The organism is Pseudarthrobacter sp. NIBRBAC000502771, from assembly GCF_006517215.1.
GTDB lineage: Bacteria > Actinomycetota > Actinomycetes > Actinomycetales > Micrococcaceae > Arthrobacter > Arthrobacter niigatensis.
In genome coordinates this window covers 1,475,317-1,490,154 of the sequence record NZ_CP041187.1, presented here as the reverse complement: position 1 = coordinate 1,490,154, position 14,838 = coordinate 1,475,317, and the positions used below count along the sequence as shown (strand labels likewise).

General features: G+C 66.6%; 15 protein-coding genes. 7 read left to right on the top strand and 8 right to left on the bottom strand.

What is annotated here, in order from left to right; translation table 11 throughout:
- The first annotated feature begins 185 nt into the window (after nucleotides 1-185).
- Nucleotides 186-1,595, top strand: coding sequence for an aldehyde dehydrogenase family protein (locus NIBR502771_RS06975; RefSeq protein ID WP_141159098.1), 1,410 nt, complete (start codon nucleotides 186-188; stop codon nucleotides 1,593-1,595).
- Between the two features lie 36 nt (nucleotides 1,596-1,631).
- Here the strand turns inward: NIBR502771_RS06975 and NIBR502771_RS06970 are convergent, their stop codons facing one another.
- From NIBR502771_RS06970 to NIBR502771_RS06940, 7 genes are all read right to left on the bottom strand, one after another.
- Nucleotides 1,632-2,018, bottom strand: coding sequence for a hypothetical protein (locus tag NIBR502771_RS06970; protein ID WP_141161447.1), 387 nt, complete (start codon nucleotides 2,016-2,018; stop codon nucleotides 1,632-1,634).
- A 191-nt stretch (nucleotides 2,019-2,209) separates the two neighbouring features.
- Nucleotides 2,210-2,635, bottom strand: coding sequence for a heat shock protein transcriptional repressor HspR (locus tag NIBR502771_RS06965; RefSeq protein ID WP_141159097.1), 426 nt, complete (start codon nucleotides 2,633-2,635; stop codon nucleotides 2,210-2,212).
- A 15-nt stretch (nucleotides 2,636-2,650) separates the two neighbouring features.
- The gene (locus NIBR502771_RS06960) at nucleotides 2,651-3,622 is read right to left on the bottom strand and encodes a DnaJ C-terminal domain-containing protein (RefSeq protein WP_210411349.1); all 972 of its coding nucleotides are present in this window, start codon (nucleotides 3,620-3,622) and stop codon (nucleotides 2,651-2,653) included.
- 285 nt (nucleotides 3,623-3,907) lie between these two features.
- Complete coding sequence (locus NIBR502771_RS06955) at nucleotides 3,908-4,609, bottom strand: nucleotide exchange factor GrpE (protein ID WP_141159096.1); 702 nt, start codon at nucleotides 4,607-4,609, stop codon at nucleotides 3,908-3,910.
- A 3-nt stretch (nucleotides 4,610-4,612) separates the two neighbouring features.
- Entirely contained in the window at nucleotides 4,613-6,481 is a 1,869-nt protein-coding gene (dnaK, locus tag NIBR502771_RS06950) for a molecular chaperone DnaK (RefSeq protein WP_141159095.1), read from the bottom strand.
- A 234-nt stretch (nucleotides 6,482-6,715) separates the two neighbouring features.
- The gene (locus tag NIBR502771_RS06945; protein WP_141159094.1) at nucleotides 6,716-7,150 is read right to left on the bottom strand and encodes a hypothetical protein; all 435 of its coding nucleotides are present in this window, start codon (nucleotides 7,148-7,150) and stop codon (nucleotides 6,716-6,718) included.
- Nucleotides 7,151-7,240: 90 nt separating this feature from the next.
- Entirely contained in the window at nucleotides 7,241-7,993 is a 753-nt protein-coding gene (locus tag NIBR502771_RS06940) for a TetR/AcrR family transcriptional regulator (RefSeq protein WP_141159093.1), read from the bottom strand.
- 125 nt (nucleotides 7,994-8,118) lie between these two features.
- On the opposite strand from NIBR502771_RS06940, the gene NIBR502771_RS06935 reads away from it, so the two are divergent.
- Entirely contained in the window at nucleotides 8,119-9,048 is a 930-nt protein-coding gene (locus NIBR502771_RS06935; protein WP_210411347.1) for an NAD-dependent epimerase/dehydratase family protein, read from the top strand.
- A 32-nt stretch (nucleotides 9,049-9,080) separates the two neighbouring features.
- On the opposite strand, the gene NIBR502771_RS06930 is transcribed toward NIBR502771_RS06935, so the two are convergent.
- Nucleotides 9,081-11,282, bottom strand: coding sequence for an efflux RND transporter permease subunit (locus tag NIBR502771_RS06930; protein WP_141159092.1), 2,202 nt, complete (start codon nucleotides 11,280-11,282; stop codon nucleotides 9,081-9,083).
- A gap of 207 nt (nucleotides 11,283-11,489) precedes the next feature.
- On the opposite strand from NIBR502771_RS06930, the gene NIBR502771_RS06925 reads away from it, so the two are divergent.
- The 5 genes from NIBR502771_RS06925 (at nucleotide 11,490) to NIBR502771_RS06905 (ending at nucleotide 14,838) form a co-directional block, all read left to right on the top strand.
- Entirely contained in the window at nucleotides 11,490-11,990 is a 501-nt protein-coding gene (locus NIBR502771_RS06925) for a MarR family winged helix-turn-helix transcriptional regulator (RefSeq protein WP_141159091.1), read from the top strand.
- Nucleotides 11,991-12,020: 30 nt separating this feature from the next.
- The gene (locus NIBR502771_RS06920; RefSeq protein WP_141159090.1) at nucleotides 12,021-12,839 is read left to right on the top strand and encodes a methyltransferase domain-containing protein; all 819 of its coding nucleotides are present in this window, start codon (nucleotides 12,021-12,023) and stop codon (nucleotides 12,837-12,839) included.
- Nucleotides 12,840-12,910: 71 nt separating this feature from the next.
- Nucleotides 12,911-13,534 carry a LysE family transporter gene (locus tag NIBR502771_RS06915; protein WP_141159089.1) on the top strand — a complete coding sequence of 208 codons (624 nt, stop codon included), beginning with the start codon at nucleotides 12,911-12,913 and terminating at the stop codon, nucleotides 13,532-13,534.
- Between the two features lie 144 nt (nucleotides 13,535-13,678).
- Nucleotides 13,679-14,212, top strand: a complete 534-nt coding sequence (locus tag NIBR502771_RS06910) for a low molecular weight protein-tyrosine-phosphatase (RefSeq protein ID WP_141159088.1) — start codon at nucleotides 13,679-13,681, stop codon at nucleotides 14,210-14,212.
- A 74-nt stretch (nucleotides 14,213-14,286) separates the two neighbouring features.
- Nucleotides 14,287-14,838, top strand: coding sequence for a DUF2231 domain-containing protein (locus NIBR502771_RS06905; RefSeq protein ID WP_141161444.1), 552 nt, complete (start codon nucleotides 14,287-14,289; stop codon nucleotides 14,836-14,838).

Below are 14,838 nucleotides of genomic sequence, written 5' to 3'. Positions count from 1 at the left end.
AACGCTTTCACAAGGCCTTGAACGATGCCCGTGGAAAGTGGGCCAGGGTGGGCGCGGCAGCATTCGCTCCTGCACAACTGTCCTGCGCACAAAGACAAGAACCTCGACCGGGTTGCCAACCACACTGGGGGTAACCCGCTACGCCGACCGGCTGGCGTCCTTGCCTACTCGAAGTGGAGTATCCCTTGGAAACCTATGATGCGCTTCTCGCGTCCGTTGCCCCCGCCGCCGGCTCCGGCCGGACAATCTTTGACCCGGCCACCGGCGAAGCTGTGGGCGAAGCCCCCATCCACGAACTCGACTACCTGGAAAGTGCCGTGTCCGCCGCCGCCGCCGCCCAGCCCGCGTGGGCTGCCCTGGGCCACGACGCCCGGTCCGCCGCGCTCCTCAAAGCAGCCGACGCCGTCGAACGCTCCGCCGAGGAACTCGCCCAGCTGCTCTCCCGCGAGCAGGGCAAACCGTTGAACGGCCCCAACGCCCGCTTCGAAGTCGGCGCCTGCGTCGCGTGGCTCCGCGCCACCGCCGGCCTGCCGCTGGAACCGGAAACCATCGTGGACGACGGCGAGACCCGCGCCGAACTGCATTACCGGCCCATCGGTGTGGTCGGGGCGATCGGCCCGTGGAACTGGCCCATGATGATCGCTGTCTGGCAACTGGCGCCGGCCCTGCGCATGGGCAACGCCGTCGTCGTCAAGCCCTCCGGCAACACCCCGCTCTCCGTGCTGGCGCTGGTCAAGGTCCTCAACGAGGAACTCCCCGAAGGCATCCTGTCCGTGGTGTCCTGCGGCCGCGAAGTGGGCGCCCGCCTCACCGACCACCCGGCGATCGGCAAGATCATGTTCACCGGCTCCACCGCCGGCGGCCGCGCCATCATCAAGTCCTCCGCTGACACCGTCAAGCGGCTCACCCTGGAACTGGGCGGCAACGACGCCGGCATCGTCCTGCCCGACGCCGACCCCAAGGCCATCGCCACGGACATCTTCTGGGGTGCGTTCCTGAACACCGGCCAGACCTGCGCCGCGCTCAAGCGCCTCTACGTCCACGACGACATTTACGACTCCGTCTGTGACGAGCTCGTGGCGGTCGCCAAGCAGATGCCCATGGGCAACGGCCTGGACGAGAACAACGTCCTGGGACCGCTGCAGAACAAAGCCCAGTACGACGTCGTGGCCACCCTTGTGGAGGCGGCCAAGTCTTCCGGAGCACGCGTCCTGCTCGGTGGCAACCCGGACACCAGCCAGCCCGGCTACTTCTACCCCACCACCCTGGTGGCGGACATCGACAACGACAACCCGCTGGTGGCCGAGGAACAGTTCGGCCCGGCCCTGCCGATCATCCGCTACAGCACCATCGACGAAGCGGTGGAGATGGCGAACGGGCTCGACGTCGGACTGGGCGCCTCCGTCTGGTCCGCGGACCTGAAGGCCGCCCGCGACGTCGCAGCCCGCATCCAGGCCGGCACCGTGTGGATCAACCGGCACGGCGCCGTGGACCCCCGCATCCCCTTCGGCGGCGCGAAACAGTCCGGCTACGGGGTGGAGTTCGGCGTCGAAGGCCTCAAGGCCCTCGGCGTCCCCCAGGTCATCAACGGTTAGGGTTTCTGGCCGGAAACTGCCCCGGTCCCGGGATTGCTAGCCCATGGCCGGGGCAGTGGATGACCGGCCGGCGAACTGGCGGCGGGCCCAGCGGGCGAGCTTCTTTCCCTTGCCCTTCCACCAGTTGTCCTCGTCCTTGTTGTAGTGGAAGCGGAAAACGATGGCCACCAGCACGAACATGCCCATCACCACGTCCACCCAGGACGACACCACCAGCGCGATGAAGACCGTCAGCGCGTTGGCCATGACCGACGGGATGGCCAGGGTCCGGAAGACAGTGCTGGCCACGAAGCGCCGGTGCGACCTCGGGACGGACAACTCGCGGACCATGTCGAAGCAGACGCAGACCACCACGATGGTCTGCCCGAGGGCCAACAGGATCTGCCCCGGCATGGAGCCGCTGAAGGCAGTGACCGCTTCCATTCCCGGGCTCACGGCCGGGCCTTGCTGTGAAGAGTTTTGCTGAGAACCTTAAACACGGAAAACCCCCAGAACTTGCGGAACCATCGCCGCTGATCCGGCGATGGTTCCATTCAAGTTTCGAGGGGCTTTTCCGTCACGAGTAGTCGGTACTCTATTTTCGCGGGACGCCGGGAAGCGGTACCTGCCGGGCCCTACTGTCCAATGGCCCGGGGGCGCCACACCACCATGGCCTGGGACCTGGGCCGTGGCCGCTGCCCGCGCGCCAGGCTCACCACGTCACCGGCGGCGCCCGCGGCAAAGATCCGGGAGTCCACCGCGCGCGGGCGGCGCCCGAGTTCCTCGGTGAGTTCCGAGATCCGGCTTTGGAGCGCGGCCACCTGGTTTTCGAGTTCCAGGATGCGCTTGATCCCCTCCAGCGACACACCCTCGTGGGAGAGGCGCTGCACTTCGCGCAGCATGTTCACGTCACGCTGCGAGTAGCGCCGGGACTTGCCCGGGGCACGGCTGGGCTTGACGATGCCGAGCCGGTCATACTGCCGCAGCGTCTGCGGGTGCATGTCCGCCAGCTCGGCCGCCACGGAGATCACGAAGATCGGCTGGTCAGCACTGATGTCCACGGCTCACCCCCGCTCCTAGAGCCGGGCCTTGGCTGCCAGGCCCTCACGGACATCCGCCGACGATGTGGCCTCGGCGAACGCCTTGACCGCAGCTTCGGCATCCTTGTTGAGATTCTTGGGAACCGCGACGTCGATGGTCACCAGGAGGTCGCCCGTGGCCTTGGACGTCTTCACGCCTTTGCCCTTGACCCGCAGGGTACGGCCCGACGGCGTGCCCGCCGGAACGCGGACCTTTACCTTCTCCCCGTCGATGGTGGGAACTTCGATGTCCGCTCCCAAAGCAGCTTCCGGGAAGGTGACGGGTACATGGATGCGGAGGTTGTCGCCGTCGCGCGTGTAGAAGGCGTGGGGCTGGACGGAGACGGAGACCACCAGGTCGCCGTTGCCGGCAGCACCAGGCTGGCCCTTGCCGCGGACGCGGACCTTCTGGCCGTCCTTGATGCCGGCCGGCACACGCACGTCGATGACCTCGCCGCTGGGCTCGCGAAGCCCAATGGTGGTTCCGCGGATGGAGCCGGCGAACGAGATGCTGGTGGATGCGGTACGGTCGGCACCTTTTTGCGGCGTGCGCTGGAAGCCCGGAGCACCGCCGAAGCCGCCGAAGAGGTCTGCGAATTCGGGCGGGATGCCGCCGCCTGCGGGGTTGAACCCGCCCGCGTGCCGCCCGGTGTTGCCCGTGAAGAGGCCGCCGAACATGTCCTCGAACCCGCCGTTCGTGGCGCCGGCGCCACCGGGAGCAAACCGGGCGCCGCTGCCCATGGCCCGGATGGCGTCATACTGCTGGCGCTCTTCGGGATCCGAGAGCACCGAATAAGCCTCGGAGATGTCCTTGAACTTCTTCTCGGAAGCAGCGTTCCCGGCATTGGTATCAGGGTGGTGCTGCCGCGCAAGCTTCCGGTAGGCCTTCTTGATGTCGGCTTCGGAAGCGTCCTTGGCAACACCAAGGATCTTGTAAAAGTCCTTGTCCACCCAATCCTGGCTAGCCAATGGCGTTTCCTTTCTTAAATAAAACCTAAGTGCCCGGCGGGGCGACGCTCCGCTGGGTAGGGGGCCGTGCCCGCTTCGCGGTGCCCGCCACGCCGCGGCCCCCTACCCAGCTGCGCTTCGCTTGCTCCCACCTTAGGTGAGACAACCGCTGAGCGCCGGACGGATAAGGGGGCCCGGGAGTGGCATCGGGCCTGCCGGAGGTGGGTGGCGGAGGATCGCAGATCCTTCGCCACCCACCGTAGGGGCGGGGCCCCCTTATCCGTCCGGCGCGTCCACGAGAGCAACCTAAGCAGGAACGGCCACAATCACCTGCGCGGCGCGGAGGACGCGGTCTCCTGATTTGTAGCCCGAGCGGAGGACCTGGCTGACGGTGTCAACCTCGATGTCTTCGCCGGGCTGCTGGATCAGGGCCTCGTGGATCGTGGGATCGAACTCCACACCGGTCTCGTTGATCCGGACCAGGCCGTACGTCTTCAGCGCGTTCTCCAGCTTGGTGGCGATCGCGGCGAAGGGACCATCGGCCAGGTCACCGTGCTGCCGGGCGGCGTCGACGTCGTCCAGGACCGGGAGCAGGGAGTTCAGGACGCCGATGACGGCCATCTCCCCTGCCACGGCGCGGTCGCGTTCAACGCGCTTGCGGTAGTTGACGTACTCAGCCTGCAGGCGGAGCAGGTCGTTGCGCAGTTCTGCTGCCTCGGCGTTGCCGGCTGATCCTGCCGGAGCCCCCTGGGCCACGGAGTCCTCGGCCGGCACGTCCACGCCGTTGAGAATCTCTTCGGCCTGGGCCAGCGCGTCGCCGTCGGAATCCGCTGCCCCGGCCTGGGACCCGGCCCCGGGGGCGGCGTGGCCGCCCTCGGGGTGCCGGGCCTGCCCGGTCACCGGATCAACCTTGCGGTTGTCCCGGATGACCGGCTCCTGGCCGTTGCCGTGCGCGTTCTGCTGGCCGGCGGATGCGTTGTGCTCTTCCTCGTTACCGTGGTGCGGCATGGGTTACTTCTTCGCTTCGTCTTCGTCGATGATCTCGGCGTCGACGATGTCCTCGTCCGAGGAACCTGCCGAAGCTCCTGCGGCACCCTCAGCGCCGGGCGCGGCTGCGCCGTCCGGCGAACCGGCCTGGGCGTAGATGGCCTCGCCCAGCTTGGTCTGGGAAGCCTGCAGCTTCTCGAATGCGGACTTCACAGCGGCGTCGTCGGTGCCTTCGAGGGCCTTCTTGAGGGCGTCGACGTCGGCCTGGACCTCGGTCTTGACCTCTTCGGGCAGCTTGTCCGCGTTGTCGGCGATCAGCTTGTCCACGGAGTAGGCCAGCTGCTCGGCGGTGTTGCGGGTATCGGTCGCCTCGCGGCGTGCCTTGTCCTCGGCTGCGTGCTCCTCGGCGTCCTTGACCATGCGGTCGATGTCTTCCTTGGAGAGGCTGGAGCCACCGGTGATGGTCATGGACTGTTCCTTGCCGGTGCCCTTGTCCTTCGCGGAGACGTGGACGATGCCGTTGGCGTCGATGTCGAAGGTGACCTCAACCTGGGGAACGCCGCGCGGTGCAGGGGCGATACCGGTCAGTTCGAACGTGCCCAGCGGCTTGTTGTCGCGGGTGAACTCGCGCTCGCCCTGGAAGACCTGGATGGCCACCGACGGCTGGTTGTCATCCGCCGTGGTGAAGGTCTCGGACCGCTTGGTGGGAATCGCGGTATTGCGCTCGATCAGGTGCGTCATCACGCCGCCCTTGGTCTCGATGCCGAGGGACAGCGGGGTGACGTCGATCAGGAGGACGTCCTTGCGCTCACCCTTCAGCACGCCGGCCTGCAGTGCGGCACCGACGGCCACGACCTCGTCCGGGTTGACGCCCTTGTTGGGCTCCTTGCCGCCGGCCAGTTCCTTGACCAGGTCGGAGACGGCAGGCATACGGGTTGAGCCGCCGACCAGCACGATGTGGTTGATGTCGGAGAGCTTGATGCCGGCTTCCTTGATGACGTCGTGGAACGGCTTCTTGGTGCGCTCCAGCAGGTCCTTGGTGAGGTCCTGGAACTTGGCCCGGGTGAGCTGCTCGTCCAGGTGGACCGGGCCGTCGGGGGTGACGGAGAGGTACTGGAGGGAAACGTTGGTGCTGGAGGAGGAAGAGAGTTCCTTCTTGGCCTGCTCTGCGGCTTCGCGGAGGCGCTGCAGGGCGATCTTGTCCTTGGAGAGGTCGATGCCCTTCACCTTGAGCTGGTTCAGCAGGTAGTCGACGACGCGCTGGTCCCAGTCGTCGCCGCCCAGGCGGTTGTCGCCCGCGGTGGCGCGGACCTGGATGGTGGAGAAGTTGTCTTCGTCCTTGCCCACTTCCAGCAGGGAGACGTCGAAGGTGCCGCCACCGAGGTCGAAGACCAGGATGAGTTCGTCTTCCTTGCCCTTGTCCAGGCCGTAGGCGAGGGCCGCGGCGGTGGGCTCGTTGACGATGCGCAGGACATTGAGGCCTGCGATTTCGCCGGCCTCCTTGGTGGCCTGGCGCTCGGCGTCATTGAAGTAGGCCGGGACAGTGATGACCGCGTCGGTGACCTTTTCACCCAGGTAGGACTCGGCGTCGTTCTTCAGCTTCATGAGGATACGCGCGGAGATTTCCTGCGGGGTGTACTTCTTGTCGTCGATCGCGACAGTCCAGTCGGTGCCCATGTGGCGCTTGACGGAGGCGATGGTCCGGTCGATGTTGTTGACGGCCTGGCGCTTGGCGATTTCGCCAACCAGCACTTCGCCGGACTTGGAAAATGCAACCACCGACGGCGTGGTGCGGCCACCCTCGGCGTTGGCAATAACGGTGGGCTCGCCACCTTCGAGAACGGAGACGACGGAGTTGGTGGTTCCGAGGTCGATACCTACTGCACGTGACATGTGTTGCTTCCTTCTTTCCTTGGAAACTGGTTGGCGCCCTAAGCATTGAGCGTTCTGCACTCAACTTTACTCAGGGCACCAGCGATGTCAATCCAAAGTTGAGTTAGGTACGCTCAACTTTGCATGCGGCAATAGATAGGCGGGTGAAAAATCCGCGCCATTCCGGGCATCCGGGCGCCGAATTACGACGGCGGCACCACAGTTCGCTTTAGGAGAACGGCCCCTCCGGCTGGTTCAGCGCTCCGGATTCCGGTCGCCATGCAGCGGACCGCGCTCCTCATCGGTCGCCTGGACCTGGCCGTCGGTGAGGCCCTCGCGGACAGCACGCTCCGTCCGGGCGCCTCCGGTGGTCCCGGCGTCGCCGTAGTCGCCTTCCTCGTATTCGCCATCGGCAAGGTCCCGCCGGGGCTCGCTGCCGGTGCCGGCGGCACCGTGGTCGGCATCCACATAATGTCCGCCTTCCCCCGCGCCTCCCGAAGGGGCCCCAACTGTTCCGGCGTCGCCGTAGTTGCCTTCCGGATACTGGTCGTCCCGTTCATCCGCCGGCCGCTCCACGGCGCCGGCATCACCATAGTCACCGTCCACATACTGCCCGCCTTCACCCTCCAGTCCGGGTGCACTGCTTCCCTTGCGGGGCTCTTCGGCTGCAACTTCGGGATTCTCGGTCATGGTGCATCTCTCCTTCGAGGCTCCGCGTCCATGCGGGCGCACTGGCAGTCTATCGACGGCCCGCGCACACCAACAGGGCTCCGCCGGCACCTATCTGGAGGCGCCTGCAGGCAGGCCCGCGATGCCTGCCAGGACGGCGAGGTGATGGTCGAAGAGCTCAGCGGGCGCATGGAACGTGTCCGGTCCGTACTGGTTGAAAACCTCGAAGCTGACTGCACCGAAGAGGGAGCTCCACACCAGGACGCCCCGCGCCACGAGTTCCTCCGGAATGTCCAGGCCAAACCCGGAACGGATGGCGGCGAGGTCCCCGCCCAGGGTTGGCGGCAGTTGCGTGGCGCCTACGGGCGGAACTGCCAGCCGCCCCGCCCGGGAAGCCACGTCCAGGATGCCGATGAGGCTGACAATGACCCTCGTGCCGGGGCCCGTTGTTCGCTCCGCCGGGGCGCTGTAGCCGGGAACGGGGCTGCCGAAAAGGAGCGCGTAGCTGGCAGGCTCCCGCAAAGCCCACTCCCTGACCGCCCGGCCCAGCGCCCGGAAACGGGCAGTGTGGTCATCCTCCGGCGCTTTGGCGACGGCGGCATCCACCTCGTCCCCAAGTTCACCAAACGCGTCGATCAGCAACAAGGTCAGGAGCTCGTCCCGGCTCTCCACGTACCGGTAGACCGCGGAGGACACCACCCCCAGATCCCGCGCCACCGCGCGCAGGGAGAGCGCGGCAGCACCATGCGTTGCCAGGTGCTGCCGCCCCAGGCGGATGATATCCGCCACGGTTTGCGTCCTTGCCCGCTGCCGCGGGGTGAGTGGCCGGGCAACGGCGCCGGTTGTTTTCCCGTCTTCAGTCACGGGTCCAGCATGCCACAACCGAGAGCGTGGGAATCAAAAGAGAGCACCGCTCTTGAATTGGTCAGCTTTCGGGCTCATCCTGTTTGGAGAGCAGTGCTCTCAAAACAGGAACCAAGGAGGCCACCATGGCAGATGTGTATGTAGTGACGGGAGCGGGACCGGTGGGGTGGATGGTCGCCGAACAGTTGGCAGCCCTGGGACGGCGGGTGCGCGTACTCACGCGGTCGGGCAGTGGACCACAGCACCCCCTGATCGAGCGTATTGCCGGGGATGCAAAGGACCCGGAAGTTCTGCATACTGCCCTCGCCGGTGCCAGGGCTGTCTTCCACTGCATTCACGGTTCGGCCTACACCGCCGCCGCCTGGCGGGCGGAACTTCCCGCAGCCGAGCAGGCGGTCCTGACCGCGGCGCACGAAGCGGGTGCCGTCGTCGTGTTCCCCGAGAGCCTCTATTCCTACAGCGAGCCGGACAGCGTGATGAAAGAGGACAGCCCGCGCCAGGCTGTGGGCGGCAAACGCGGGGTGCGGACGGAGCTGCTCCGGGCCCGCGAGGCTGCCGCAACACCAACGGTGAGCGTGGTGGCAGGCGACTTTTTTGGTCCACGCGTCAGGATGGCGCACGGCGGGGAACGGATGGTGGCGCCCATCCTGGCAGGAAAGAGCGTCAGCGTAGTGGGCAGTACCCGGCAGCCTCACTCGTTCACGTACGTACCGGATCTGGCCACGGCAATGGTCGCGGCGGCGGACAGGCCCTCCGCCTGGAATGCCGTATGGCACGCCCCCACGGGGCCGGCGCTTACCCAGATGGAACTGGCCCACGCCTTCGCCGCTGCGGCCGGACGGCCGGCCCCCAAGGTGCGCGCCCTGCCCGCCTGGACCCTTCGCGCTGCGGCGATGTTCTCAGCCGGGGCCCGCGAGCTGGCCGAAATGCTGTACCAGTTTGAGCGGCCGTTCATCATGGACTCGGCCGCGTCCCAGGCGGCCCTGGAAGTAGCCCCCACGCCGCTGGAAACGGCTGCTGCCGACACCGTGGACTGGTGGCGGCAGCAGGGTTAGTGCTCCGCGGCTTCGCTCTTGGCGCGTAGGGGTCAGTGGCTGGGCACTTCTTCCAGCGGTTCGACGCCGGGCTGCCGCGGCCGCGCCGCAGTTCCGCCGTCGGTGCGTCCCAGCTTGCTGGGCCACCAGATCTTCGGCCCGATGTCGTAGGCCAGCGCCGGCACCAGCAGCGAGCGCACCAGCACGGTGTCCAGGAGGACGCCGAAGGCCACGATGAAGGCCAGCTGCACCAGGAACATGATGGGGATGACACCGAGGGCGGCGAATGTGGCGGCGAGAACCACGCCGGCGGAGGTGATGACGCCGCCGGTCACCACCAGGCCACGCAGGATGCCGGGCCGGGTGCCGTGCTTGAGCGATTCCTCGCGGACCCGGCTCATCAGGAAGATGTTGTAGTCCACGCCCAGGGCCACCAGGAAGACGAAGCCGAACAGCGGGACGGTGGCGTCGGCTCCCGGGAAACCGAAGAGGTTGTTGAACACGAAGGCCGACACTCCCAGCGCTGCCGCGTAGGACACCACCACCGAGAGCACCAGCAGGACCGGGGCCACGATGGAGCGCAGGAGCAGCATCAGGATGAAGAGGATCACCACCAGGACCACCGGGATGATGACCACCAGGTCATGCTGGGCGGTGGTGTTGGTGTCGAGAGCCGTGGCAGTCACGCCACCCACCAGGGCACTGGGATCGACGGCCTTCACCTCGGTGCGCAGGGCCTTGATGGTCTCCTCCGCTTCCAGCGAGTCCGCGGCATTCTTCAGCGTGGCGTTGATGAGGACCTTCCCGTCCCGGACGTCGGGTGTGGTGGGGGCACCCGGGGCTCCGGTGACCGGCACGCTGCCGCGGCCCAGCAGGTAGGCCTCGCCCACGCCGTCGTCGGCCTTAACCTTGTCCAGCACCTCCACTGCCTTGCCCTGGTCTGCAACCACGACGGCGGGGCTGCCGCTGCCGGCATCGAAGTGGCGGGCCAGCGCGTCCTGGCCGTCCACCGCGTTGGAGGCCGTGAGGATGACGTCCGTCTGCGGTACACCGTTGGCTTTCAGCTGGAACAGGCCGCCCGCGGCCACGAGCAGCAGGAGGACCGAGGCAACCCAGACCGTCCTGGGGCGCCGCGAGACGAGCGAACCGGTGGCCCGCCACAGCCCCTTTTGGCCTTCCAGCCCGGTGACCAGCTCGGGTTCACGCTGGTCTGCAGGCAGCAGCTTGGGCCGGAAGGGCCAAAACGCGGCCCGGCCGAACAGTGCCATCAGGGCGGGCAGCAGGGTCAGGGCAGCGAACAGGGCGCACAGGATGCCGGCGGCGGCCACCGGGCCCAGGGCCTTGTTGGAGTTCAGGTCGGAGAAGAGCAGGCACAGGAGCGCAATGATCACGGTGGCGCCGGAAGCCAGGATGGGCTCAAAGGATGCTTTCCAGGCGGTAAGGACGGCTGCCGTGCGGTTGGTGGTGTGGGTCAGCGCTTCGCGGAAGCGGGCCACGAAGAGCAGGGCGTAGTCCGTGGCGGCACCGATCACCAGGATGGAGAGGATGCCTTGGCTTTGGCCGTTGAGCTGGATCCAGCCGGCCTTGGCCATGCCGAACACCAGCAGGATGGCCGCACACAGGGCAAACACCGAGGTCAGCAGCACCATGACGGGCAGCAGCAGGGACCGGTAGACCACCAGGAGGATCACGAAAACGGCGGACAGGGCAACGAGCAGGAGGATCCCGTCGATGCCGCCGAACGCCGCGGTGAGGTCCGCCGCAAGCCCGGCGGGACCGGTCACGAAGGTCTGGGTACCCTCCGGCGCCGCGCCCTTCACCGTTGCGCGGAGTTCCTTGACGGCGTCCTTGATCTCAGCGGACGAGCCAATGGGGACCACGAACTGGACTGCCTTGGCGTCCTTGGACGGGATCGGCCCGATGACGGTGCTGCCCAGCTTGAGGTTTTCGAGGTCGGTCTTCAGTGTGCCCAGGCCGCCCAGCTGCTGGGGCGTGAAGGCCTCGTTTTTCTCGATGACGATGATGCCGGGCACTTCGTCCGAGTCGCGGAACTTCGCCTGCCAGTCCTGCGCCTCGGTTGCCTCGGCGCTGGCGGGCAGGAAGGATGCCTGGTCGTTGGACGAGACCTCGTCCAGGCGGCCGAAGGTGGGTCCGCCGACCCCGGCCAGCCCCAGCCAGGCCAGCACCAGGACAACGGGGACCAGCCAGCGCAGCCAGAACGGAACCCGTTCCCTGCCAACTTTTGTGCGTTTCATGGTGCCTTCCTTATCGGGCAGGTGGAGTAGTATTTGTTCCAGCATAGATTATCTCCATAACAGAGATAAGTGCCAGTCAAGCTTTTTTTGTCCGGATTGAGTGACGGGGTCCGGCAGCGTCACCACGGCCCAACCGGCCCTGGAGTAATATCCGTCAGTACGCTTGGGCAAATACGCAGCCCGGGACATAGCAGCCGGGAGGTGGAGATGGCAGGGAACACGGCACCCGGCGCATCACCTTCCGCCCCGGCCGGGCCGGAGTTCGGCCACCCGCTGCTCCGGATCCTGCAGGAGTTCACCCTTGAAGCGAACCGCTACGTGGATGCGGCCGGGGACCGCAAGGACATGCACCGCACGGACATGAACGCCCTCGCAGTGATCATGCGCCACACGGCCCGGGGAAATGTGGTGACGCCGGGGCTGCTGCGGAAAGAACTGAACCTGAGCTCCCCCGCCACGACTGCCCTCATAGACCGCCTGGACAGCGCCGGCCATGTGGTCCGCGAACGCCACAGCACGGACCGGCGGCAGGTCCAGCTGAAGATGACCCCCAAGGCTTTCCGTGAGGGCGGAGCCATCTTCGCCCCGCTGGCCAAGCACATGGGGAGCGCGCTGGCCGGCTTCTCCGAATCCGAGCTGGATACTGTCACGCGATTCATGACCGCCATGATCGAAGCCACCATTGCGGCAAGGACGGAAACTGGGTAAGTGCGCCACTCGTGGGGGTAGCGTTTGCTTATGAGTGCGCAGCAGCCTGAAGACGACGTCTACACGCACGGCCACCACGAATCGGTGGTCCGTGCCCATGCCGCCAGGACCGCCGAAAACTCCGCGGCCTTCGTCCTGCCCTACCTGACTCCGGGGTCCACCCTGCTCGACGTCGGTTGCGGACCGGGTACCATCACCTGCGACTTCGCAGCCCTGGTCAGCCCCGGCAAGGTCACCGGCCTGGACCGCTCACCGGACATCGTCGCCCAGGCCCAGGCGCTCGCCGTCGAACGCGAAGTGCCCAACGTCGAATTCGTGGCAGGGAACATCTACGACCTGGACTTCGCCGACGAAACGTTCGACGTGGTCCACGCCCACCAGGTCCTCCAGCACCTGACCGACCCCGTCGAGGCACTCCGCGAAATGCGGCGCGTCGCGAAGCCGGGTGGCATCGTTGCCGTGCGCGACGCCGACTTCCATGGCATGAGCTGGTATCCCGACGTCCCCGAGCTGGACGAGTGGATGGACCTGTACCAGAGGATCGCACGGCGCAACGGAGCAGAGCCCGACGCCGGGCGGCGGCTGGTCAGCTGGGCACAGGCCGCAGGCTTCACCGACGTCGCGCCCACCAGCAGCAACTGGCTGTACGCCACGGCGCAGCAGCGCCGCTGGCAGGCACGCGTTTGGGGCGAGCGGGTGCTGCACTCGGCGTTCGCCGAGCAGGCATTGGAGTACGGATTCGCCGACGCCGCAGGCCTTGCCCGGATCTCTGCCGGCTGGCACCGCTGGGGATCCACGGACGACGGCTGGTTCCTGATCCCCAACGGCGAAGTCATCGCGCGGGCCTGACTCCTGGTTGCCCGGACAGCGTCCCAGGGACTGAAAAAATCGGCAGCCAATTGCCACCGTAAGATTGTCAAGTGCAATTTTCCCTATGGCTGGCCTTGGCAGGCGCCGGCGCCCTGATCAGCTTCACCCCGGGTGCAGGGGCCATCAACACCATGAGCAACTCGCTGAACGCCGGGTTCCGCCGATCCATATGGGGAATCCTGGGGCAGCAGGCGGCCCTGGTGGTGCATGTCCTGATCGTCGCGCTCGGTGTCGGCGTCCTGGTGGCAAGCTCGCCGGTTGCCTTCAACGTGATCCGCTACGCCGGGGCGGCCTACCTGGTCTACCTGGGTGTCCGCCAGTTCCTCAGCAAGCCCGCCGCGGCCCAGGAGCAGGCTGCTACCCTTCGCAGCGAACCTGCATGGTCCATCTTCCGGCGCGGCTTCTGGGTCAACCTGCTGAACCCGAAGGCGATCGTGTTCTTTCTCGCCTTCACACCCCAGTTCATCCGGCCCGAACAACCCCTCTTTACGCAGTACGCCGTGCTGACCGCCACCATTGTTATCATCGACATTCTGGTGATGTGGTTCTTCTTTGCCGCGGCAGCCAGGTCATTCCAACGCGTCACCAGCACCGAACGGGGCCAGCTGGTCCTCAGCAGGGTGTTTGGTGTCCTGTTCGTGGGTGTGGGCATCCTGCTGGCCCTGATCCACTAGCGGCCGGCGCCCAAGCGGAAACCCCCGATCACACAAAGTGGGCCCGTACCCGTTTTCATACCTCGTAATGCATCTTTACAACCCAGTAAAACTTTGTGAACAGGCGGCTGGCCAAAGGTGGCCGGAGCGCGCATGCTTAGTTCCATGACCTCAACGTCGAGCGCCTACCGCGTCATCACTGTCTGCACGGGCAACATTTGCCGGTCCCCGATGGCCGAGCTGATGCTCCAGTCAGCACTTGAACGCGAGGGCCTCGACATGCTGGTTGAAGTGGATTCCGCAGGCATCACGGGGTACGAGGCCGGCCGGCCTATTGATCCCCGCGCTGCCCGCCGCCTCGCGGTGACCCAGCTGGCCTCGGAACAGCACGTGGCCCGCGAGTGGGAGCCGGCGTGGTTCCGCGAGCGCGACCTGATCCTCGCGCTCGACATCGACCACTATGCCTGGCTGAGCGAAGCGGCTCCGGACCAGGATTGCCTGGACAAAATCCGGATGTTCCGCAGCTTCGATCCCGCCATGGCCGACCGGGACCGGCTGGACCAAGGCATCGAAGATCCCTGGTACGGCGGGCATGCTGACTTCGACGCCGTCTGGCACCAGATCCACACGGCACTTCCAGGCCTGGTCCAGCACATCAAGTCAGAGGTCCTGCAGAACACCCACCTCCAACTGCACTAGCTGCAGGCGCCAGGAAAAGGCTCCGGGCGCAAAAAAGGCGTGCGGCCCGGCGGCACCAGGAGTATTTTGTGCTCATGCACGCCGCTACCAGCCCCGGCAGGTACACCCGACTCCTTGGCAACCTTGAAGATGCCACCTCATTGGACGCCGCTGTCGACGCAGCGGAACCACTGGCGTCCCGGCTGATGTCGCAGCCCCGGATCCGGTCACTTATCCGCGGTGACACCACCGGCATACCGCTTCACACCATCCTCACCGACGGCCCCTTCGGCGCCTGGTGGTCGGCAGTGTTCCTGGACCTCTTCGATGACGACGCTTCCCGCCGTTCCTCCCAGCGCCTGGTGGCCCTCGGCGTCGTCGCCGCCGTTCCCACCGCCCTGTCCGGCTGGGCGACCTGGTCCGGCAAGGACCGGCCCTTGAAGCGTGTGGGCATCGTCCACGCCGGAGCCAATGCTGCAGCCACCGCCGTGTACATCGCCTCCTGGCGTGCCCGCTCCCGCGGCAATCATCGGCTGGGCGTCCGGCTGGCGCGGGCCGGGGCAGTCCTGCTGCTGGTGAGCGGGTTCCTGGGCGGCCACCTCAGCAGTGGCCGCCATGCGTCCGGGCAGCGCGCACTTCATGGCTGA